This is a genomic window from Sphingopyxis sp., assembly GCF_025869345.1.
Taxonomy (GTDB): domain Bacteria; phylum Pseudomonadota; class Alphaproteobacteria; order Sphingomonadales; family Sphingomonadaceae; genus Sphingopyxis.
In genome coordinates this window covers 1-20,493 of record NZ_JAOZVW010000130.1, presented here as the reverse complement: position 1 = coordinate 20,493, position 20,493 = coordinate 1, and the positions used below count along the sequence as shown (strand labels likewise).

Here is a 20,493-nt window from a genome sequence, read left to right as displayed (position 1 = left end):
GAAGTAAAGAAGGGATTTACGGCAACAGGTAAATGCGATCAGTCGAAACGGTTGTTCCGCGGGAAGCCCGTGGGGGGCATCCGTCCTGATGCGCTGCGCGCGACGCGCCAGGGGCCGAGATCGCTTTCGGTGCGGGTGCGGCCGGTATCGCCGCCCATCGTCCAGCTCAGCCCCTCGGCGAAAACGAAGCTGATCGCGTCGGACAGGCCGCCGTCGCGATACTTTTGCAACGTTACCCCCTGGCCCCTTGCCATCACCGGCATTTCGGTGATCGGAAAGACCACGAGCTTGCGGTTCTCGCCCACCACCGCGATGCTGTCGTCGCTCGGCGCGATCGGGCGGACGACGGAAAGCTGCGCCTTCGGCTTCAGGTTGACGACGCCCCGGCCCTTGCGCGTTTCGGCGACGGCGTCGGCCATCTGGGCGATGAAACCATGACCGCTCGTCGAGGCGAGGAGCAGGCGCCCCTCGGCGCTCGCCGGGATCAGCGCGACGATGCGCGCCTCGGGATCGATATCGACCATCAGCCGCAGCGGCTCGCCGAAGCCGCGTCCGCCGGGCAGCTTGTCGGCGCCGACGGTGTAGAAGCGCCCGTCGCTCGCCGCGACGAGCAGCTTGTCGGTCGTCTGTGCGTGCGCCGCGAAGGCGAGGTCGTCGCCTTCCTTGAACTTGAACTCGCCCCACTGGTCGGGCGCGACATGGCCGCGCTGGGCGCGAATCCAGCCGCGCTTCGAGAGGATCACCGTCACCGGCTCCTTCTCGATCATCGCGTCGAGCGGAATGTCGCGCGCGGGCGCCGCCTCGGCCAGCGTCGTGCGGCGGGCGCCGAGCGCGGTGTCGGGGCCGTAGATGGCGCGCAGCGCGCCGAGGTCGCGTTTCAGCCGGGTGCGCTGGCGCGCCGGGCTCTCGACCAGCTTGACCAGTTCCTCGCGTTCGGCGGTCAGCGCGTCCTGTTCGCGCTTCAATTCCATTTCCTCGAGCTTGCGCAAACTGCGCAGGCGCATGTTGAGGATCGCTTCGGCCTGGCGGTCGGTGAGCAGGAATTCGGCCATCATCACCGGCTTGGGCTCGTCCTCGGTGCGGATGATCTCGATGATCCGGTCGAGGTTGAGGAAGGCGATCAGGTAACCGCCGACGAGTTCGAGCCGGTCGTCGATCTTGGCGATGCGGTGCTTCGAGCGGCGGACCAGCACGACGATCTGATGCTCGAGCCATTCGGTGAGAAGCTGGTGCAGGCCCATCACCTTCGGCGTCCGCGTCGCGTCGAGGACGTTGAGGTTGAGCGCGAAGCGGCTTTCGAGCTCGGTCAGCCGGTAGAGGCTTTCCTTGAGGATGTCGGGGTCGACGTTGCGGCTCTTGGGCACCAGCACGATGCGCAGATCTTCGGCGCTTTCGTCGCGGACATCCTCGAGGATCGGCAGTTTCTTGTCGGCGATGAGCTGCGCGATCTGTTCGATCAGCTTGCCCTTGGCGACGCCATAGGGGATTTCGCTGACGACGAGCTGCCAGGTGCCGCCCGTCTGCTTTTCGATGCCGGATTCTTCCCAGGCGCCGTCCGCGTCCTTGCCGGTCGAGAAGCGCGCGCGGACGCGAAAGCCGCCGCGGCCGGTTTCATAGGCGTGGGCGATCGTCTCCGGGCTGTCGACGATGATGCCGCCGGTCGGAAAGTCGGGGCCTTTGACATGTTCGAGCAGCTCGGCGAGCTCGGCCTTCGGATTTTCGATCAGCAGCAGCGCGGCGTCGATCACCTCGGCGGCATTGTGCGGCGGAATGTTCGTCGCCATGCCGACCGCGATCCCGCTCGCGCCGTTGGCGAGCAGGTTCGGGAACAGACCCGGCATGATCTCGGGCTCTTCGTCTTCGCCGTTGTAGGTCGGCTTGAAATCGACCGTGCCCTCGTCGAGCCCCTGCATCAGGTCGATCGCGACGCGCGTCAGCCGCGCCTCGGTATAGCGGTAGGCCGCGGCGTTATCGCCGTCGATATTGCCGAAATTGCCCTGGCCGTCGACGAGCGGATAGCGGAGCGAGAAATCCTGCGCGAGACGGACCATCGCGTCATAGACCGCGGTGTCGCCGTGCGGATGGAATTTGCCGATGACGTCGCCGACGACGCGCGCCGATTTCTTGTAACCCTGCGACGGATCGAGCCGCATCGCGCGCATCGCCCACAGCAGGCGGCGGTGAACCGGCTTCAGCCCGTCGCGCAGATCGGGCAGCGACCGCGCGGTGATCGTCGACAGCGCATAGACGAGATAGCGTTCGGACAATGCGCTGTCGAACGGGGTGTCGATGCCGTCGCCCGGGGATTTTGGGGGCTCAGAAGGGGGAAGGTCGTCGGAATTACTCGCCATTGCCCGGAGCCGATAGCAAGGCTGGCGCGCCAAGGCAAAGACGAAGCATCGCCCGGCTGGGGCGGGGGGCAGGGGCGCCTGTTTTGGGGTGGGGAGCGGACGGTGGCTTACCCACCGTTCGTCATCCCGGGCTTGACCCGGGATCCCGCTTTTTCCTGCGAATGAGCGGCCTTCGATCTCAAGCGGGACCCCGGATCAAGTCCGGGGTGACGAAAAGAGAAACGTCAACAACCGGCCGTCTCCCGACAATCCCCGTCGCGCAGCAACAAGGAGGGGTCGCTAACCGCCCTTCTTCTTCTGCGCCCGCGCCACGCGGACGCCCTCGATGAACTGCTTTTCGTTCACTTTCACGGCAAGCCCCTTATCCGACAGGAAAAAAGCAGCGCGCGGCATCGTGATATTGCCTTCGCTGGTGGTCAGCACCGCGCCCTGCGCCACGATTTCCTTGACCTTGCCCAGCACCGCCGCACCGTCGGCGCTGCGCACCGCCGCCCCCGGCTTCAGGGCGCCATCGACCGCCGCCGCATCGGCCTCGGCTTCCTTCAGCACGGCGAGGATCTTCGCCTTGGGTGCCTTGAGGGCGGGCCCCTTCGCCGACTTTACGAACGCATCCTTCGGCACGACCAGACCGTTGCCGTCGATCGCCACCGCGACCTTGTCGCCCGCCACCTTGACGATCTGCCCGACCTCTTCGCCATTCTGGTCATAGACCTTCGTGCCGGGCGTCAACGAAGCGGCCGCCGCCGCGCCCTGCGCGCACGCAGGGAAAGCGGCAAGCGGTGTAAGGCCGGCAAGACACAGCGCGATGAGCGCACCGGAAGGTTTGAACATGAAGGCTCCTGTCGAACGGTAGTGGCCCGTCCGTGAAGCATCGCGCGCGGCCACACCAAATACTTAGCTGCCCGGCCGTGCTGCGGATACGGCGAGCCGACGAAAGCCGCCCTGACGATCGGGAGAAAGATCGCCGTCGTCCCGTCGCAAAATATCGACCGATCAGCCATAGGGAACGGCCATCCGGCGTCTGCCTTCGGCCGAAAGCAGTCGTCAGCCGGGAGGGCCGAATTGCCCTCCCATCGCAATTCCGATCACACGCCCTGCCTTCGGGTTTCAGCGCATCAAGCAATTCTGCTTGGACTCTGACGCGATGCCGGGAGATGTCGCGATCGTCGACGCTGCGCCGGCCCTGCTGGCCGGCGATCGAGGGGCTGGCCCATGTCACGATGGTTTGCCCCCGGCGCCGGCGCCATGAAGCATCAGGAAAGTCCAAAGCGATGAGTGATCGTATTGCCGCAGCCGCCAAACTGGCCCCCTCCGCCTCGCTGACCGTCGAGGAGGTGCTGCGGGTGCGCCACTGGAACGATCATCTGTTCAGCTTTTCGATCAGCCGCCCGCCCAGCTTTCGTTTCCGTTCGGGCGAATTCGTGATGATCGGGCTGCCCGGCGGCGAGGGGCGGCCGCTGCTGCGCGCCTATTCGATCGCGAGCCCCGCCTGGTCGGACGAGATCGAATTTCTGTCGATCAAGGTGGCCGACGGCCCGCTGACCTCGCGCCTGCAGAAGATCGCGCCGGGCGACCCCATCTACCTCGGCCGCAAGCCGACCGGGACGCTTGTCGCCGACGCGCTGCTGCCGGGCAAGCGGCTGTTCCTGCTCTCGACCGGCACCGGCCTCGCGCCCTTCCTCAGCCTGGCGCGCGATCCCGACATCTATGACCGCTTCAGCCAGGTCGTGATCGTCCATTGCGTGCGGCAGGTCAGCGACCTTGCGTTCCGCGAGGAACTTGAAAGCCAGCTCGCGGGCGATCCGCTGGTGCAGGATCAGGCGCTGCTGCAATTCCATTATCTGCCGACCGTGACGCGCGAGCCCTTCCGTATCGAAGGGCGCATCGATGCGCTGATCGACAACGGCCGCCTGTTCGGCCATCCGCTGACCGGCCCCACCGCGTTCGACCCCGCGACCGACCGCATCATGATGTGCGGCAGCATGGCGATGATCCGCGACCTGCAGGCCCGCTTCGCGGCGCTCGGCTTCAAGGAAGGCTCGAACGCCGCGCCCGGCGACTTCGTCATCGAACGCGCGTTCGTGGGTTAGGACTTCCCCGCGTAAGCCTTCACCAGATCGTACATATAGTCGCGCCCGACATAGACCGACCGCATCTCCATGCGCTCGTTGAGGCCGTGGGCGCCGTTGCCGTCGGGATCGCCCCACATGCCGGGGATGCCATAGGTCGGGATGCCCACGGCGCCGAGGAAGGTCGCGTCGGTATAGCCGTTCGCCATCGCGGGAACGACCTTCAACCCCGGCCAATATTTGTCGACGAGCGTCTGCATCGGCCCGATCACTTTCGGGTCGAGCGGCGGCGCGGGCGGGGCGGGGCGCTTGGGCGCGAGCTGGGTGACGGTGACGCCCGGATCGCCGATCAGCGCCGCGAGCTCGTCGCGGATCGATTCGATGCTGTGCCCCGGAAAGATGCGGCAATTGATGTTCGCCCCGGCGCGCTGCGGCAGCGCGTTCGCCGCATGGCCGCCGTCGAGCAACGTCGCGACGCAGGTCGTGCGCAGATTGCTGTGCAGGAAGGGATCCTTGTTGACGATCGCCTCCGCCGCCTTGTCGGCGGGGTTCTTCGCGAGCGCGGCCATCGCGCGGCCGGTCTCGTCGCCGCGCGCCGCGCCGGCTTCGGCGAAGAAGCGCCGCGTCGTGTCGGTCATTTCGAGCGGGAAGTCATAAGCCGCGATCTTCCCCAGCGCGGCAGCAAGCTGGTAAATCGCGTTGGCGGGAACCGGCGCCGAGCTGTGGCCGCCGGGGTTGCGGGTTTCGAGGCGGAAATTGGCGAAGGTCTTTTCGCCGACCTGCACCGACTGGCCGAGCACCTTGCCCTTTCCATCGCTGTCGCCGCCGCCGCCTTCGTTGAGGGCGAATTCGGCGTCGATCAGGTCGCGCTTGTTCGCGGCGAGCCATTCGGCGCCGTTGAACGCGCCGTTGGTCTCCTCGCCGCAGGTCAGCGCGACCTTCACCGTGCGTTTGGGCTTATAGCCTTCCTGCTTGAAGCGGATCAGCGTGTCGATCCAGACCGCCGCCTGCGCCTTGTCGTCGGCGGTGCCGCGACCATAGAAATAGCCGTTTTCCTCGACCATCGTGAACGGGTCGCGCTCCCAATCCGCGCGCTTCGCCTCGACGACGTCGATATGCGCGATCAGCAGGATCGGCTTCGCGCGCTTCGAGGTGCCGGGATAGACGGCGACGAGGCCGCCTTCCTTCGGGTGCTCGGGGGTAGCGAACAGCGTGAGCTGGTCGTCGGCGAAACCCGCGGCCTTGAGCCGCGCCGCCATGCGGTCGGCGGCGAGGGTGCAGCTTCCCGAGGAGAGCGTCGTGTTGGTTTCGACGAGTTCCTTGTAGAGGTCGCGGAAAGCGAGCTGGTCGGCGCGCGGTGCCTCCTCAGCCAGACCCGGCGTCGCTATCAGCAGCGTGGACGCCAGCAGCGCGGTTGCCTTCCTCATCGTCTCTCCCCTCTTTGAAAGCTGAGGAAGCTAAGGAGCAGAAAGCCGGCCCCGCCGCAAGCCGCTTGCGCCCCCGCGGGCTTTCGCGCAAGGGCTGCGGAGGGGAGACGATTTTGACCGCCATCGCAGACGATCCGCCGGGACTGGTGGCGCGCGCCGTGCGGCGCCTGCTGTTGCTGCTCTACCGGATGCGCGGCTGGAAAGCGGCGGGCGAGGTGCCCGAGCCGCGGCGCTTCATTATCATCGCCGCGCCGCACACCAGCAACTGGGATTTCGTCAATTATCTGGGGCTCACCGCCGACCTCGGGATACGGCCGCATTTCATGGGCAAGCTGTCGTTGTTCCGCTGGCCGATCGGCGGCTTCATGCGCCAGATGGGCGGGGTGCCGGTCGACCGCGCCAATGCCAGCAACGCGGTGCAGCAGATGGTGGACGAATTCGCGCGCCGCGCCGAATTCATGCTGACCGTCGCCCCCGAGGGAACGCGCGGCAAGGCGCGGAAATGGCGCACCGGCTTCTACCAGATCGCGCTGGCGGCGAAGGTGCCGATGGTCGTCGGGCTGATGGATTATGGGACCAAGACCGGCGGGCTCGGGCCGCTGATCTGGCCGACGGGCGATTTTCGCGCCGACATGACGCGGGTGTTCGACGTCTATAAAAGCTGTATTCCCAAATTCCCCGAACGCGCGGTCCGCTCGATCGACGACATCGTGGGGACGGAGGAGGAAGGAGCGCGCGGATGAGCGATGCGCTGGCGATGCTGGGGGTGAATTTCGCGGCGTTGATCGCGGTGGTGCTGATCCTGTGGAGGTTCGCCGTCCGCATCCGCGACGTGTCGTTCATCGATGCCTTCTGGGCGTTCGGCATGGTGCTGCTGGCCTGGGGCAGCGCTTGGCAAGCCGGACTCGCAGGTCCGCACGGCCAGCTATTGTTCGGGCTGACGAGCCTGTGGGGATTGCGCCTCGCGATCCATCTGTTCCGTCGCTGGCGTGCTGAGGGCGAGGATCCGCGCTATCAGAAGATCCTCGGCGGCGTGATGAAGCAGCGCGGCTGGAGTTGGCCGCGTTCGGCGCTGGTGATGGTGTTCCTGATGCAGGCGCCGCTGCTCTTCCTCACCTGCCTTCCCGTGCAGGTCGGCATTTGGGCTAGTGCGGCGAACACGGCGTCCGCCATCGGCCTCATCGGCTGGATCGGCGCCGTGGCGGCGCTGGGCGGGATCGCCTTCGAGAGCATCGGCGACGCGCAGCTTGCCCGGTTTCGCGCCGATCCGGCGAACAAGGGCAAGGTGCTCGACACTGGCCTCTGGCGCTATACGCGGCATCCCAATTATTTCGGCGATACGCTGACCTGGTGGGGGCTGTGGCTGATCGCCGCCGACCTTGGCCCGTGGGTCGCGCTCGCGAGCGTCGCGGGACCCGTCTTCCTCACCTTCACGCTCACGCGCTGGTCGGGCAAGGCTCTGCTCGAAAAGGGGCTGCACAAGACGCGCCCTGCCTATGCCGACTATGTCCGGCGCACCTCGGGATTCGTGCCATGGCCGCCAAAGACCAGGGGCTAGGCGCGCCCGAAAACGCCGCCGACGTCTCGGCGCTCGGCGACGCGCCGCGCATCCGTTCGATCCTGACCGCGGCGGCGCGCGAGGGGCGGAGCGTCAGCTATTCCGAACTGCTCGGCGACCTCGGCTTCCGCTTCACCCGGCCCAAGATGCGCGCGGTGTGCCGGACGCTGGCCGAGGTCGACCGCCTCTGCGCGCTCGATGGCGAACCCGACCTCGCGGTGCTGGTGGTGCGTGAGAGCGACCGCCTGCCGGGGCAGGGCTGGTGGGTCGGCGGCACCGCGCTGCTCCTCGGCTACGACGGCCCGTGGGAGGGCGCCGCGGCGGCGCGCTTCATCCGCGAGCAGCAACGGGCGGTGTTCGATTATTGGGAGGGGCGATAGGGGAAGGCGTCAGTTCCCGATAAACCCCCGGGCAGCGAGCCAGCTCGACAGCAGCGCAAAATATTCCGGCGAATCGGGTCGCTCGGTGCCGTCGTACTTCGGATCGAGCGACGTCTTGAGGTCTTCCGACATTTGCATCGCGTGATCGGCACCGGCGATCACATGCACCTCCATCCGCGGCATTTGCGGCGCGATGGCTTTCAGGCGCTTCATCGAGTCGGCGACCGGCACGACCGCATCGTCGGCGCCATAGAGGATGAGGGTCGGCACGGTGACCGCCTTCAGATTCACCAACGGATCATTTTCGATCTCCTTGCGCCAACCCGACACGTCGCGATCGCGGAAGGTTTCGCCCATGTAGAGATATTTGAACCACGGCTTGGTCTTGATCCCGTCGAGCTTCGTCTGCGCCTCGGTCCGGCTCACGGTGCCGCGCATATAATCGTCGACGGCCTTTCGCGCCGCGACCATCTGGTCGATGTCGGCCTGCGAATAACCGTTGGCTTTCAAATGATTCGTCGAAGAGAAGATCATCTGCACGTCGGCGGTCACGACCGGCGCCGACACGGCGACGACAAAGGCGATATCGGGGCTTCGCGACGCGGCGAGCGGCGAAATCCAGCCGCCCTGGCTCAGCCCCCACGTCCCGATACGCCGCGGATCGATGCGCGGATCGGTTTTCAGATGCCTTACGGCCGCGACCGTGTCGTCGGCCAGGATCGTAAAGTCGCCCCCGGCATCCTGTTTGCCCGACTGGCCCGATCCGCGCCGGTCATAGGTGAAGACGGCAATGCCCAGCGCGGGCAGGATCGTTTTGAGATGATCGTAGAGGGAGGCGGACCGCAGCGGCGACGAGGCGCTGTGCGTCACGACGATCGCCGCCACGGGCTTGCCGCTGACGGGGAGATAGAGGGTTCCCGCAAGCTCCGCATCGCCGCTGACAAACCGGCGATCCTCGGTCACGACCCTGGTCGTCGCGGGCGCGCTCCAAGGCAGGCCGGGCGGCTCCGGTGCCGCCAGGGCGGGGGCCAGCGAAGCGCCGAGGCTCGCCGCGAGCGCGAACGCACCGGCGGCCTGACGCATCATGTCTTCAGCCCGATCTCGCGCAGCCGCTCCTGCAGATAATCGTCGGCGGTGATCGGCGCCGGGTAGAGGTTCGGGTGCGACGCATCGATGCAGCTTTCCAGCGTCCGAATCGGATAGTCCGAGCGGAAATGCAGGAAGAAGGGCATCGAATAGCGCGCGACGCTGGCGCGGCCCGCGTCGGGGTTGCGGACGCGGTGGGTGGTCGAGGGGAGGCGGTTGTTGGTCAGCCGCTGGAGCATGTCGCCGACATTGACCGCCATCGCGCCCGGCGGCGGACTGACCGGAAGCCACGACCCGTCCTTGTCGAGAATCTCGAGCCCCGCTTCCTCGGCGCCCAGGAGGAGCGTGATCGTGTTGATGTCCTCATGCGCCTCGGCGCGAATGCCCTTCGCGGGGCCCGCGACCGGCGGATAGTGGAGGAGGCGCATCACGCTGTTGCCGTCGGCAACCGTGTCGTCGAAGAAATCGGGGGCGAGGCCGAGATAGCGCGCGATCCCCGACAGCAGCCGGCCGCCGACGCGGTCGAACTCGGCGAAGAGCTTGTCATAGACGGCGCGGAAGCCATCGACCTCGGCGGGCCAGACATTGTTCGGCTGCTGCGCGGCGAGCCGGTGGCCTGCGGGCAGGTCGCGGCCGACGTGCCAGAATTCCTTGAGGTCGACCTCCTTCGCGCCCTTGGCGATCTCGGTCCCGAACGGGGTGTAGCCGCGCGCGCCGCCGCCGCCGGGGATATGATAGGCGCGCTTCGCCTCCTCGGGCAGCGCGAAGAAGGCCTTCGCCTTCGTCCAGGCATCGTCGATCAGCGCGGGATCGATGCCATGATCGGTGATCATCGCGAAGCCGAAACGCTCGAACGACGCGCCGAAGTCGTGCGCGAACTGCTCGGCGGGGAGCGACATGGAAATGACGGGAACGGCAGCGGTCATGCGTGGGAAGTCCATTCGATTCGGGGGCGGCGCCCGGCGGGCGCTGGATGACTCGCGATTTAGGCGCTGCGGCGCGCGGGTTAAAGGGAAAAAGGCGGTTTCGCCGCGCGCGGGGCTCGGCTAGACCCGCCGCCATGGCAAAGCAATATTGGCTGATGAAATCCGAACCTGACGCTTATGCGTGGGACCAGCTCGTCAAGGACGGCACCGGCATCTGGGACGGGGTGCGCAACCACAGCGCCAAGCTCAACATGAAGGCGATGAAGGCCGGCGACGAAGCGCTCTTCTATCACAGCAATATCGGCAAGGAATGCGTCGGGATCATGACGGTCACCGAAGAGGCCTTTCCCGACCCGACCGCGGAAGAAGGCTCGCCGTGGGTGGTGGTGCGCGTCGCGCCGGTGCGCGTGCTGAAACATCCGGTGACGTTGGCGGCGATCAAAGCCGATCCGAAACTCGCCGACATGGACCTGATCCGCCTGTCGCGCCTGTCGGTCGGGCGGGTCAAGCCTGCTGAGTGGAAGCATATCCTGAAGATGTCGGAGAAGGCGGAGGGTTGATGCCCATCGTCATTGCGAGCGGAGCGAAGCAATCCAGAGTAGGCGCAAACCGCTCTGGATTGCTTCGCTGCGCTCGCAATGACGAGGTTTAGGGGGTTACCGCAGCTTCACCTGCAGATGCTTCGCCACCGACGGATGCAGCGGGTGGACGAACTCGCAGCCGAAATTATTGCCGTCGGCGCGGCGGACCACCGCTTCGAGCTGTTGCAGGCCGGGCAGGTTCACCCAGATATGCTTGCCGATCTGCGGCCGCGCGAAGGTGACCATGCGAAAGCCGGTCGAGGAGAGGTCGAACAGCTCGACGTCGAACGGGTTGAAGCCGGGCTCGCGAAAGCGCGCGCGGCCGCACACGGGCGCGCGCTCGGCGCGGCGCGCCTGCGAAGCCTTGTTGCCGTTGGTCGTCGTCTGCACGGTCCTGCGTCCCACCCTTATGCGCTTCGGGTCGAAACTAGCGCCCCATTGGTTATCCCAAAGTGAAGAAGCATGGTGAATTTCAGGGGCGCGGCGGCGCGTCCCCGACCGCCATCAAATGGCCGGGATAGGGCGCGACGAGCCCGATCGCCTCGCGCCAGTCGGCGGTCAGCCAGCGCTCCTGGTCCTCGGGCGCAAGGATCAGCGGCATGGCGTTCGGCTGGTAGCGCTCGGCGAGGCCGTTGGGATCGGTGACGAGCAGCGCGAAGCTCGGCCAGTCTTCGGTCTGGCGCTGGATCCCGGCAAAGGCGAAGATCGGGCGGCCGGGAAGCGAGAACCAGTGCTGGCGGCGCGCGCCGTCCGGGCCCGACCACTCGGCATAGCTCGTCGCCGGGATCAGACAGCGCAGCTCGGGGTGGCGCAGCGTGCCGATCCAGAAGGGGCTGGCGAGATTGCGGACGCTGGTGATCGGCCGCGTCCCGCGCGGCGGCGGCGGGACGCCCCACAGGCGCGGGCGCAGGTAGCGGCGCGAGCCGCCGCGGCTGTCGGGGACGATCACCGGCGCCGGGCGGCCCGGCGCGACATAGTCGCCCGTCCAGGGATCGTCGCCGGTTTCGACCCCGAAAACGGCGGAAATCTGCGCTGCCGTGGCGTCGAGGCGATAGAGCTGCATCGCTTCGCCGCGGAGCCTAGTCGAAGGACACGCGGCCGCGCCCGGCCTTGACCGTGGCGCGGGCTTTCTTGCTGTCGACGCGCCGCGCCTTTGCCGCCTTGCTCGGCTTGGTCTTGATCCGCTTTTCGGGGCGGACGAGGGCCGCATCGATCAGGTCGTTCAGCCGTTGCCGCGCGTCGGCGCGGTTCGCTTCCTGCGTGCGGAAGCGGCGTGCGAGGATGACGAGCTCGCCCTCGGTCGTCATCCGGCTGCCCGCGAGCGTCTTCAATCGCCGATAGGCGTCGGGGGGCAGGCCGAGCGCATAGACGTCGACGCGAAGCTGGCACGCGGTCGCGACCTTGTTGACATTCTGACCGCCCGGCCCCGTGCCCGCGAGAAATTTTTCCGTGATCGCGCTTTCGGGGATGTCAGCCACGGGTCGGTGCCGCGCCTTCCGGTGGTTCGAACCCCAGCGCCGCGAAGCGGTCGGGGAAGGGGGCCTCCGCAATGATCGACGGCTTGACGTCACGTTTGACGACGAGCCGTTCGGCATGGAGCATCGTGCGGTCCCTCCGCCCGCCGGTGCCGTAAACGGGATCGCCGACGATCGGAAAGCCGAGCCCTTCGAGCGCGTGGACGCGAAGCTGATGCGTGCGTCCGGTCTCGGGACGGAAGCGGAGCAGGGCGCGGCCGTTCGCGACCGCCAGCGTCTCCCAATGCGATACCGACGGTTTGCCCTTCGGGTCGACGACCATCCGCCAGCCCGCCTCGGCGGTCGACGTCTTGCCGAGCGGCAGGTCGATGGTGCCGCGATCGTCCGCCGGCACGCCGGCCAGGATCGCGAGATACTGCTTCTCGACCTCGCGCCCCTCGAAGGCGCGGGTGAAGCGCCCGTGCGCCTTGGGATTGCGCGCGAGCAGCAGGCAGCCGGAGGTGTCGCGGTCGAGCCGGTGGACCGCGAGCGGCCAGCGCTTGAAGCCGAAGCGCAGGCTGTCCAGATGATTTTCGAGGCTGAGGCTGCCGTCGCGCGGCGGATCGACCGGCAGGCCTTCGGGCTTGTCGATGACGAGTGCCTCGCCGTCGAGGAAGAGAATGCGGTCGGAAAGCAGCATGGCGCGCCTATAGGCGAAGCGGGGCGCGACGCCAACTTTCCCTATATGGGACAGGAGCGAGCGCCGGGAGCCCCGATATTTACATTATGGCAAGGCATTGCGGGCATTGCGGACCCCGGACTTAAGGGGTGGGCAAGGCTTCGTGGCAGCGGGCATCGGCAAGAGTGAGCGGGATGAAAGCGCGGCGAACGACGGCGCGCGCGGATTTTTCGGTAAGATCGGCGCCCGCAAGGCGCGGTCGCGCGGCGACGCGGACGACCCCGTCGCGCATCTCGACACCCGCGAAGCGTTGCTGCTCGTTCGCAATTACGAGGAAAGCAACCGCGGCTGGTTCTGGTCGACCGACGCGAACGGGCGGCTGACCTATATCACCGACGCGGTCGCGCGGCTGATGGGGCGGACGGGCGGCGCGCTGCTCGGCACCAGCTTTACCGACCTTTTCCTTCCCGTCGACAGCCAGGGCGAGCGCCAGCGCACCTTGCCGTTCCTGATGACCCGCCAGTCCAAATTCGACGAACTGCCGCTGCGCAGCGCCTTCGAGGGCGATGATCGCTGGTGGGCGGTGTCGGGGTCCCCGCATTTCGACGGCGGCGGCCGCTTCACCGGCTATCGCGGCAGCGGCGCCGACATCACCGCGCAGCGCCGTTCGGCCGAGGACGCCTCGCGTCTCGCGCTTTATGATTCGCTGACGGGGCTCGCGAATCGGTTCCATATCTCGAAGAAGCTCGACACGACGCTCGCCGCCTTCGCGCAGCAGCAGCGGAGCTGCGCGATCATGCTGCTCGACCTCGACCGCTTCAAGCAGGTCAACGATACGCTGGGCCACCCGGCGGGCGACGCGCTGCTCAAGCAGGTCGCGCAGCGGCTGCTCAAGATCGTCGGCGACAAGGAGATGGTCAGCCGCCTCGGCGGCGACGAATTTCAGATCATCCTGCCCGACGTCGAGGATCGCGGCAAGCTGGGCGACATGGCCGCCGACATCATCGCCAGCCTGTCGCAACCCTATTCGGTCGAGGGCAGCCGCTGCATCATCGGCGCCTCGGTCGGGGTCGCGATCGCGCCGTTCGACGGGCTGACCAGCGACGACCTGGTCCGCAACGCCGACCTCGCGCTCTATGCCGCGAAGGGCAACGGCCGCGGCCGCTTCGCTTTCTATTCGAGCGACCTGCACCAGGCGGCCGAGGATCGCCGCAAGCTCGAGGAGGATCTGCGCGACGCGCTCGCGCGCGGCGAGATGGAATTGCGCTACCAGCCCGTCGTCAACGCGCAGTCGAACATGGTGACCGGGGTCGAGGCGCTGGTCCGCTGGACGCATCCCGACCGCGGCGTGATTTCGCCCTCGGTGTTCATCCCGATCGCCGAGGAAGCCAATCTCATCTGGCCGCTCGGCGAATGGGTGCTGCGCAAGGCCTGCGAAGAGGCCGCGCGCTGGCCCGGCGAGCTGCGCGTCGCGGTCAACGTCTCGCCGATCCAGTTCGCCAATGCCGACCTGCCCAAGATCGTCGCGGGCGCGCTCGCCGCCGCGGGGCTGCCGCCCGACCGGCTCGAGCTGGAGATCACCGAAAGCGTGTTCCTCGCCGATTCGAACGAGACGGCGCGGATGTTCAAGGCGCTGAAGGGGCTCGGCGTGCGGCTCGCGCTCGACGATTTCGGCACCGGCTATTCGTCGCTCGGCTATCTGCAATCGGCGCCGTTCGACAAGATCAAGATCGACCAGAGCTTCGTGCGCGGGGCGACCCAGAAGGGATCGCGCAACGCCGCGATCATCGCCGCGATCGTCGCGCTCGCCGAGGCGCTCGATATGGAAACCACCGCCGAAGGCATCGAATCGCACGACCAGCTCGACCTGATCCGCAAGCTCGCGGTCAGCCATGTGCAGGGCTATATCTACAGCCAGCCGGTATCGAGCGACGAACTGCTGGGTCATGCCGAGGCGGGATCGTGGATCATCAAGCCGTCCGGTCCGGCGCGTCAGCGCAACGACCGCTTTCAGATGTTCCGCAAGGTCGGCGCGGTGCACGGCAACCACCGCTACAATGTCGTGATCCGCAACCTGTCGGCGACGGGCGCCTTCATCGAGGGCATATTGGACGTGCCGAAGGGGACGCAGTTCGTGATCGACTTCGGCGAAGGCCAGCTCGCGACCGCGACGGTGCGCCGTTCGATGAAGCACCAGCAGGGCGTCGAGTTCGAGCAGTCGCTGGTCAGCGACGGCAATGGCGGCCTCTGCACCCGCCACCGCGTCTCGCCCTATCTGATCGCGGCGGCGAGCCAGCAGGCGCAGGCGAATATGGCGCTGCCCGCTTTCACCACGGCCAACGACTGGCAGGCGGCCTGACCGCGCCCGCGGGGGCAATCCTCGACTTTTGGTCCGGGCGCGGCCATAGGCGCGCGCCATGACCGACAGATTCGCTTTTCGGGTCGCCGCGACCGACGGCGCCGCGCGCACCGGCGTCATCACCATGCGGCGCGGCGACATTCGCACCCCCGCCTTCATGCCCGTCGGCACCGCCGCGACGGTGAAGGCCATGCGCCCGGCCGAGGTGCGCAGGGCCGGCGCCGACATCATTCTCGGCAATACCTATCATCTGATGCTGCGGCCCGGGGCGGAGCGGATGGCGCGGCTCGGCGGGGTGCACGCCTTCATGGGCTGGGACCGCCCGATCCTGACCGACAGCGGCGGCTATCAGGTGATGAGCCTGTCGGCGCTGACCAAGCAGAGCGAAGAGGGGGTGGCGTTCAAGAGCCATCTCGACGGCTCGCGCCACATGCTGACCCCCGAACGCTCGATGGAAATCCAGCGCCTGCTCGGCAGCGACATCGTCATGGCGTTCGACGAATGTCCGCCGAACGGCGTCGATGCGAAGCGCGCCGAAGCGAGCATGGAACGCTCGATGCGCTGGGCGGCGCGCAGCCGCGCGGGGTTCGACGCGGGCGGCGACCATGCGGAGCGCGCCGCGCTGTTCGGTATCCAGCAGGGTTCGCTTGACGAGAAGCTGCGCGCGCGCTCGGCGGACGCGCTGACCGAGATCGGTTTCGACGGCTATGCGATCGGCGGATTGGCGGTCGGCGAAGGGCAGGAAGCGATGTTCGGCGTGCTCGACTTCGCGCCCGGCCAGCTTCCCGCCGACCGCCCACGCTATCTGATGGGGGTGGGGAAGCCCGACGATCTGGTCGGCGCGGTCGCGCGCGGGGTCGACATGTTCGACTGCGTGCTGCCGACGCGCTCGGGCCGGAACGGTCAGGCCTTTACGTGGGATGGGCCGGTCAACATCCGCAACGCCAGACATGCCGAGGATCTGGGGCCGCTCGATGCGTCGTGCGGCTGCCCGGTCTGCACGACCTGGTCGCGCGCCTATCTCCATCATCTCGTTCGCGCCGGCGAAATGCTGGGCGCGATGCTGATGACGCAGCATAATCTGCATTTCTATCAGGCGTTGATGCAGGCGATGCGCGATGCCATCGCGGCGGGGACGTTCGCGGCATTCCAGACGGATTTCGCCGCGCGCTACCGGAAATAACTCAGTTCAGCTTGTTGAGCAGGTCGAGCATCGATTGGGGGATGGTTTCGTCGACGGCAGAGTCGTAGGCGCGGCGCAAGGCGATATTAATCTCCTGCACCTTTCCGGGGAGTTTCTTCTCGGCGTCCTTTCCGGCCGGCTTTTCGGGCGGCGAACCGGATTCAGACGACATCATATTGCCAGACGCTCGACATGGGCCCTTTTGCTAACCGCGCGGTAACCAAAGCGCAATGCGCCTTTGTTGCTTCCCTATGAAACTAATTTACGGCTAAATCGTTCCCAAGGGGTGAAATTATGCCGGGCGCTGCGGATTTTTTCGTGCGCCCCGGTTCGGAATCGGCGGGTTTTTGCGCCGAATCAGGAGGGTATCCATGTCATTAGGCCAGGCGATCGCGCCGCATCTTCCCTATCTCAGGCGCTATGGCCGCGCGATTTCGGGGAGTCAGCAGAGCGGCGATGCGCTCGTCGCGCGCCTGCTCGAAACGCTGGTCGCGCATCCGGACGCGATCGACGCCGGAAATGAGCTTCGGATTCAGCTCTATCGCATGGTTCACGATAATTTCGGGCTGATGACCGATCGGGCGGCGAGCGGCGACGAGACCGTGCCCACCGAGATCGCGGTCGCCGACGCGCGGCTGCGCCGCATTCCCTCGCTGGCGCGCCAGGCGCTGCTGCTGACCGCGGTCGAAGGCTTCAATGCCGCGGAGACCGGGCGGATCATCGGCCGCGACGCCGCCGCGGTCGAGGCGCTGATCGCCGAGGCGATGGAGGAGATCGACCGTCAGACGCGCGCGCGCATCCTGATCATCGAGGACGAGCCGATCATCGCGATGGATATCGAGATGATCGTCCGCGAACTCGGCCATGATGTCGTCGCGGTCGCGACCACCCATGCCGAGGCGGTCGCCGACGCGCGGACGCATCAGCCGGGCCTCGTCCTCGCCGACATCCAGCTTGCCGACAACAGCTCGGGGATCGAGGCGGTGCAGGAGATATTGACCGCGATGACGGTGCCGGTGATCTTCATCACCGCTTTCCCCGAACGGCTGCTGACCGGCGACCGGCCCGAGCCTGCCTTCCTGCTCACCAAGCCTTATCAGCCCGCGACGCTGCGCGCGGCGATCTCGCAGGTGCTGTTCTTCGACGAAAGCACCGTGCCGGCGTAAGATTGGCTCGTCATTGCGAGCGGAGGGTTGATAGCCGGGTGAGAGCAGGCGATAGCGGCACTCGATGACCGCCCTCGACGCATCCGCGCGCCAGTCCGCGCTCGACCGGCTGACCGCCAACGCGCCTTTTCTCGCCCGGCTCGCCGAGCTCAATCCCGATGATGTATCGCGGTTCCTGACCGACGGCACCGACGCCGCGCTCGCGCAGGTCGTGCCGCCGCCGGCCGGTGACGACATCATGCGCACGCTGCGCCAATGGCGCGGGCGCACGGCATTGCTGCTCGCGCTCGGCGACCTGTCGGGCGAGCATGATGTCGCCGCGACGACGCGGCTGCTCTCGGCCTTCGCCGATCAGGCGTGCGACGCGGCGATCCGCGCGGCCTTCGCCGAACGCGTGCCGGGCGAGGAGGCGCGCGGGCTCGCGGTGATCGCGCTCGGCAAGCTCGGCAGCTATGAGCTCAATTATTCGTCGGATATCGATCCGATCCTGATCTTCGACCCCGAAACGCTGCCGCGCCGGTCGCGCGACGACCCCGACGAAGCGGCGGTGCGGATCGCACGGCGGATGGTCGAGATATTATCGGCACGCACCGCCGACGGCCATGTCCTGCGCGTCGATCTGCGGTTGCGGCCGCATCCCGAGGTGACGCCGATCGTGCTGCCCGAAAGCGCCGCCATCTCCTATTATGAGTCCGAGGCGCTGGCGTGGGAGCAGGCGGCGTTCATCCGCAGCCGCGCTTCGGCGGGCGACCGTGCGCTCGGTGAGGATTTCCTCGCCGCGATCCAGCCCTTTATCTGGCGCCGCAGCCTCGATTTCCGGCAACTCAAGGAAATCGGCGCGATGAGCGACCGTATCCGCGATCATTTCTCGCAGGGACAGGCATTCGGTCCGGGCTACGACCTCAAGCGCGGGCGCGGCGGCATCCGCGAGATCGAATTCTTCGCGCAGGTCCATCAGCTCATCTACGGCGGGCGCGACCCGTCGCTGCGCGTTCCCGCGACCGTCGACGCGCTCGCCGCGCTGGCGAAGGCGGGGCGGATCGACGCGGCGGTCGCCGAACGGCTGACCGGCCATTATGCGACGCTGCGTCGCATCGAGCATCGCTTGCAGATGATCGAGGACCAGCAGACCCATTCGCTGCCCGCGCAGGCCGACGCGCTCGACGCCGTGGCGCGACTCGACGGCGAGGCGGATGGCGCCGGTCTGCTCGCGGCGCTGCTGCCCGTCGTGACCGACGTCGGCGCCTGCTACGACAGTCTGGTGGTCGAGCGCGCCGCGACCGGCGGATTGCCGCGCGACGAAGGCGAGCTGGCGGGCGCGCTGATCGCGGCGGGGTTCGATCCGCCCGACGCGGGCTTACGCACCATTGCCGACTGGCGCGGCGGCAAGCTGCGCGCGCTGCGCAGCCCGGCGGCGCTCGAAGCGCTGGAGGCGGTGCTTCCCGAACTGGTGAAGGCGATCGGCGCGGCGCCCGATCCGCAGGCGACATTGCTGCGCTTCGACAAGCTCGTCGGCGGGCTGCCGAGCGCGGTGGGCTTCTTTCATCTGCTCGCCGCACAGCCCGATCTGGCGAAGATCGCGACGCGCGTCCTCTCGCTCGCCCCCACCCTGGCCGATGCGCTCGGCGCGCGGGTCGAACTCATCGAAGGGCTGATCGACAAGCGCGCGTTCGAGGCGCCCGCGACCAAGACCGAATTGATGTCCGAATGGGCGCCGGGATTGGCGGGGCTCGACTATGAACGTCTGCTCGACCGCGTCCGCGACCGCGTCGGCGAACGGCGCTTCGCTTATGGCGTGCAGCTCGTTGCCGGGGCGAGCGATCCAATGACGGTCGCCTGCGGCTATTCCGAACTGGCCGAGGCGGCGCTGCAGGTTCTCGCCGATGCGACGGTGGCGGAGTTCGTCCAGGCGCACGGCCGCGTCCCGGGCAGCGAACTGGTCGTCCTGGCGCTCGGCCGGCTCGGGGGCCGGGCGCTGACGCACGCTTCGGACCTCGACCTCATCTATCTTTTCACCGGCGATCATCTCGCCGAATCGGACGGGCCGCGTCCGCTCGGCGCGACGACCTATTACAACCGTCTCGCGCAGCGCGTGACCGTGGCGATGTCGGTGCCGACCGCGGCGGGCAAGCTCTACGACGTCGATACCCGGCTGCGGCCGCAGGGCGCGCAAGGTCCGCTCGTCGTCACGCTCGACAGCTTCGAGCGCTACCAGCGCGAGGAGGCGTGGACGTGGGAGCATATGGCGCTGCTCCGCGCGCGGCCGGTCTATGGCTCGGACGGCGCGAAGGCGGAGCTTCACCGCATCATCGACGATCTGCTCGCGAGCCCACGCGACCGCGATGCGGTCGCGAAGGACGCCGCCGGGATGCGCGACAAGATCGCCGCCCACAAGCCGCCGAAGGGCCCGCTGGACATCAAGGGCGGCCCCGGCGGGCTCGTCGACCTCGAATTCGCGATGCAGGTGACGCAGCTTGCGACCGGCCGCTGTCATGATCCCAATATCGGCTCGGCGCTCGCCTGTATGCGCGTCGATGGTCTGGCGCCCGCCGAGGTTTGCGACGCGCACGCGCTGCTCGGCCGGATGCTCGTCATGCTGCGTCTGACCGCGCCCGACGGGGAACCCGCGACGCCCGCCGCGCGTCAGCTTGTCGCGAGCGCGTGCGGCGAGCCCGGCTGGCCGCAATTGCTTGCCGCGCACGACGCGGCACGGCACGAGATCGCCAACTGGTGGGCCTCGATTCGCCCGCCGCAGCAGGAGACACAATCATGAGCCTCGCAATCGGTGATACCATTCCGGCGGTAACGCTTCTCGACGCCGACGGGGCGACGATCGACCTCGCGGCGATGAAGGGCGCTCCGCTGGTCGTCTATTTCTATCCCAAGGCCGACACGCCGGGCTGCACCACCGAGGCGCAGGACTTCACGCGCCTCGCACCCGAGTTCGCGCATCTGAACGCGCAGGTGCTGGCGGTGTCGCGCGATGCCCCCGCGAAGCTCTGCAAGTTCCGCGACAAATATGGGCTGACCGTGCGGCTTGCCTCCGACGAGGATGGCAAAGTGTGCGAAGCCTTCGGCACCTGGGTCGAGAAGCAGAATTACGGCCGCACCTATATGGGCATCGAACGCTCGACCTTCCTGTTCGGCGCCGACGGCAAGCTGGCGAAGCTGTGGCGCAAGGTCCGCGTGAAGGGCCATGCGGAGGCCGTGCTGGAGGCCGCGAAGGCGCTATAGGATTCTTCGTCACCCCGGACTTGATCCGGGGTCCCGCTAG

The 20,493-nt window shown here is 67.4% G+C and carries 20 protein-coding genes; 10 read left to right on the top strand and 10 right to left on the bottom strand.

Translation table 11 applies throughout. The features are described from left to right. Nucleotides 1–38: 38 nt before the first annotated feature. Together parC and OJI97_RS14010 are read right to left on the bottom strand one after the other, a co-directional pair. Nucleotides 39–2,351 carry a DNA topoisomerase IV subunit A gene (gene parC, locus OJI97_RS14015; RefSeq protein WP_297664440.1) on the bottom strand — a complete coding sequence of 771 codons (2,313 nt, stop codon included), beginning with the start codon at nt 2,349–2,351 and terminating at the stop codon, nt 39–41. Between the two features lie 279 nt (nt 2,352–2,630). Further along, entirely contained in the window at nt 2,631–3,182 is a 552-nt protein-coding gene (locus tag OJI97_RS14010; RefSeq protein WP_297664438.1) for a hypothetical protein, read from the bottom strand. Between the two features lie 440 nt (nt 3,183–3,622). Between OJI97_RS14010 and OJI97_RS14005 the strand changes: the two genes are divergently transcribed. After that, nucleotides 3,623–4,441 (top strand): ferredoxin--NADP reductase, encoded by an 819-nt coding sequence (locus OJI97_RS14005; protein WP_297664436.1) that lies wholly within the window; start codon nt 3,623–3,625, stop codon nt 4,439–4,441. Here OJI97_RS14005 and OJI97_RS14000 read toward each other — a convergent pair. After that, nucleotides 4,438–5,847, bottom strand: a complete 1,410-nt coding sequence (locus tag OJI97_RS14000; protein WP_297664435.1) for a M20/M25/M40 family metallo-hydrolase — start codon at nt 5,845–5,847, stop codon at nt 4,438–4,440. The genes OJI97_RS14005 and OJI97_RS14000 overlap by 4 nt on opposite strands. Before the next feature lie 113 nt (nt 5,848–5,960). Between OJI97_RS14000 and OJI97_RS13995 the strand changes: the two genes are divergently transcribed. Genes OJI97_RS13995 through OJI97_RS13985 form a run of 3 tightly spaced genes read left to right on the top strand, consistent with a single transcriptional unit; the run spans nt 5,961 to nt 7,785 of the window. After that, on the top strand, nt 5,961–6,590 hold the full coding sequence (locus tag OJI97_RS13995; protein WP_297664433.1) for a lysophospholipid acyltransferase family protein: 630 nt from the start codon (nt 5,961–5,963) through the stop codon (nt 6,588–6,590). Beyond that, entirely contained in the window at nt 6,587–7,405 is an 819-nt protein-coding gene (locus OJI97_RS13990) for a DUF1295 domain-containing protein (RefSeq protein ID WP_297664431.1), read from the top strand. Before OJI97_RS13995 ends, OJI97_RS13990 begins: the two co-directional genes overlap by 4 nt. After that, a complete protein-coding gene (locus tag OJI97_RS13985) occupies nt 7,381–7,785 on the top strand; it encodes a ribose-phosphate pyrophosphokinase (protein ID WP_297664429.1) in 405 nt (134 codons plus the stop codon). Before OJI97_RS13990 ends, OJI97_RS13985 begins: the two co-directional genes overlap by 25 nt. Before the next feature lie 9 nt (nt 7,786–7,794). Here OJI97_RS13985 and OJI97_RS13980 read toward each other — a convergent pair whose 3' ends face one another. Both OJI97_RS13980 and OJI97_RS13975 read right to left on the bottom strand, forming a co-directional pair. Next, nucleotides 7,795–8,871, bottom strand: a complete 1,077-nt coding sequence (locus OJI97_RS13980; protein WP_297664427.1) for an alpha/beta fold hydrolase — start codon at nt 8,869–8,871, stop codon at nt 7,795–7,797. Then, nucleotides 8,868–9,797, bottom strand: coding sequence for a 2-oxoglutarate and iron-dependent oxygenase domain-containing protein (locus tag OJI97_RS13975; RefSeq protein ID WP_297664425.1), 930 nt, complete (start codon nt 9,795–9,797; stop codon nt 8,868–8,870). The genes OJI97_RS13980 and OJI97_RS13975 overlap by 4 nt, the downstream gene beginning before the upstream one ends. A 134-nt stretch (nt 9,798–9,931) precedes the next feature. Here OJI97_RS13975 and OJI97_RS13970 point away from each other — a divergent pair, with 134 nt between their 5' ends. Continuing rightward, nucleotides 9,932–10,357, top strand: coding sequence for an EVE domain-containing protein (locus OJI97_RS13970; protein ID WP_297664423.1), 426 nt, complete (start codon nt 9,932–9,934; stop codon nt 10,355–10,357). A 96-nt stretch (nt 10,358–10,453) separates the two neighbouring features. Here the strand turns inward: OJI97_RS13970 and OJI97_RS13965 are convergent, their stop codons facing one another. The 4 genes from OJI97_RS13965 to OJI97_RS13950 form a co-directional block, all read right to left on the bottom strand. Continuing rightward, a complete protein-coding gene (locus tag OJI97_RS13965) occupies nt 10,454–10,783 on the bottom strand; it encodes a PilZ domain-containing protein (protein WP_297664421.1) in 330 nt (109 codons plus the stop codon). A 67-nt stretch (nt 10,784–10,850) separates the two neighbouring features. After that, nucleotides 10,851–11,441 carry an SOS response-associated peptidase family protein gene (locus tag OJI97_RS13960; protein ID WP_297664419.1) on the bottom strand — a complete coding sequence of 197 codons (591 nt, stop codon included), beginning with the start codon at nt 11,439–11,441 and terminating at the stop codon, nt 10,851–10,853. 16 nt (nt 11,442–11,457) lie between these two features. Then, a complete protein-coding gene (gene arfB, locus OJI97_RS13955) occupies nt 11,458–11,856 on the bottom strand; it encodes an alternative ribosome rescue aminoacyl-tRNA hydrolase ArfB (protein WP_297664418.1) in 399 nt (132 codons plus the stop codon). Continuing rightward, entirely contained in the window at nt 11,849–12,532 is a 684-nt protein-coding gene (locus OJI97_RS13950) for an RluA family pseudouridine synthase (RefSeq protein ID WP_297664416.1), read from the bottom strand. Before OJI97_RS13950 ends, arfB begins: the two co-directional genes overlap by 8 nt. Nucleotides 12,533–12,674: 142 nt before the next feature. On the opposite strand from OJI97_RS13950, the gene OJI97_RS13945 reads away from it, so the two are divergent. Both OJI97_RS13945 and tgt read left to right on the top strand, forming a co-directional pair. Further along, entirely contained in the window at nt 12,675–14,870 is a 2,196-nt protein-coding gene (locus tag OJI97_RS13945; protein WP_297664414.1) for an EAL domain-containing protein, read from the top strand. A 58-nt stretch (nt 14,871–14,928) separates the two neighbouring features. Further along, complete coding sequence (gene tgt / locus OJI97_RS13940) at nt 14,929–16,053, top strand: tRNA guanosine(34) transglycosylase Tgt (protein ID WP_297664412.1); 1,125 nt, start codon at nt 14,929–14,931, stop codon at nt 16,051–16,053. A gap of 1 nt (nt 16,054) precedes the next feature. Here the strand turns inward: tgt and OJI97_RS13935 are convergent, their stop codons facing one another. Further along, complete coding sequence (locus tag OJI97_RS13935) at nt 16,055–16,228, bottom strand: NepR family anti-sigma factor (protein WP_297664410.1); 174 nt, start codon at nt 16,226–16,228, stop codon at nt 16,055–16,057. A gap of 196 nt (nt 16,229–16,424) precedes the next feature. On the opposite strand from OJI97_RS13935, the gene OJI97_RS13930 reads away from it, so the two are divergent. From OJI97_RS13930 to bcp, 3 genes are all read left to right on the top strand, one after another. Further along, nucleotides 16,425–17,219 carry a response regulator gene (locus OJI97_RS13930; protein ID WP_297664408.1) on the top strand — a complete coding sequence of 265 codons (795 nt, stop codon included), beginning with the start codon at nt 16,425–16,427 and terminating at the stop codon, nt 17,217–17,219. 64 nt (nt 17,220–17,283) lie between these two features. After that, nucleotides 17,284–19,992, top strand: a complete 2,709-nt coding sequence (locus OJI97_RS13925; protein WP_297664406.1) for a bifunctional [glutamine synthetase] adenylyltransferase/[glutamine synthetase]-adenylyl-L-tyrosine phosphorylase — start codon at nt 17,284–17,286, stop codon at nt 19,990–19,992. Then, the gene (gene bcp / locus OJI97_RS13920; RefSeq protein ID WP_297664405.1) at nt 19,989–20,453 is read left to right on the top strand and encodes a thioredoxin-dependent thiol peroxidase; all 465 of its coding nucleotides are present in this window, start codon (nt 19,989–19,991) and stop codon (nt 20,451–20,453) included. The genes OJI97_RS13925 and bcp overlap by 4 nt, the downstream gene beginning before the upstream one ends. Nucleotides 20,454–20,493 lie beyond the last annotated feature (40 nt).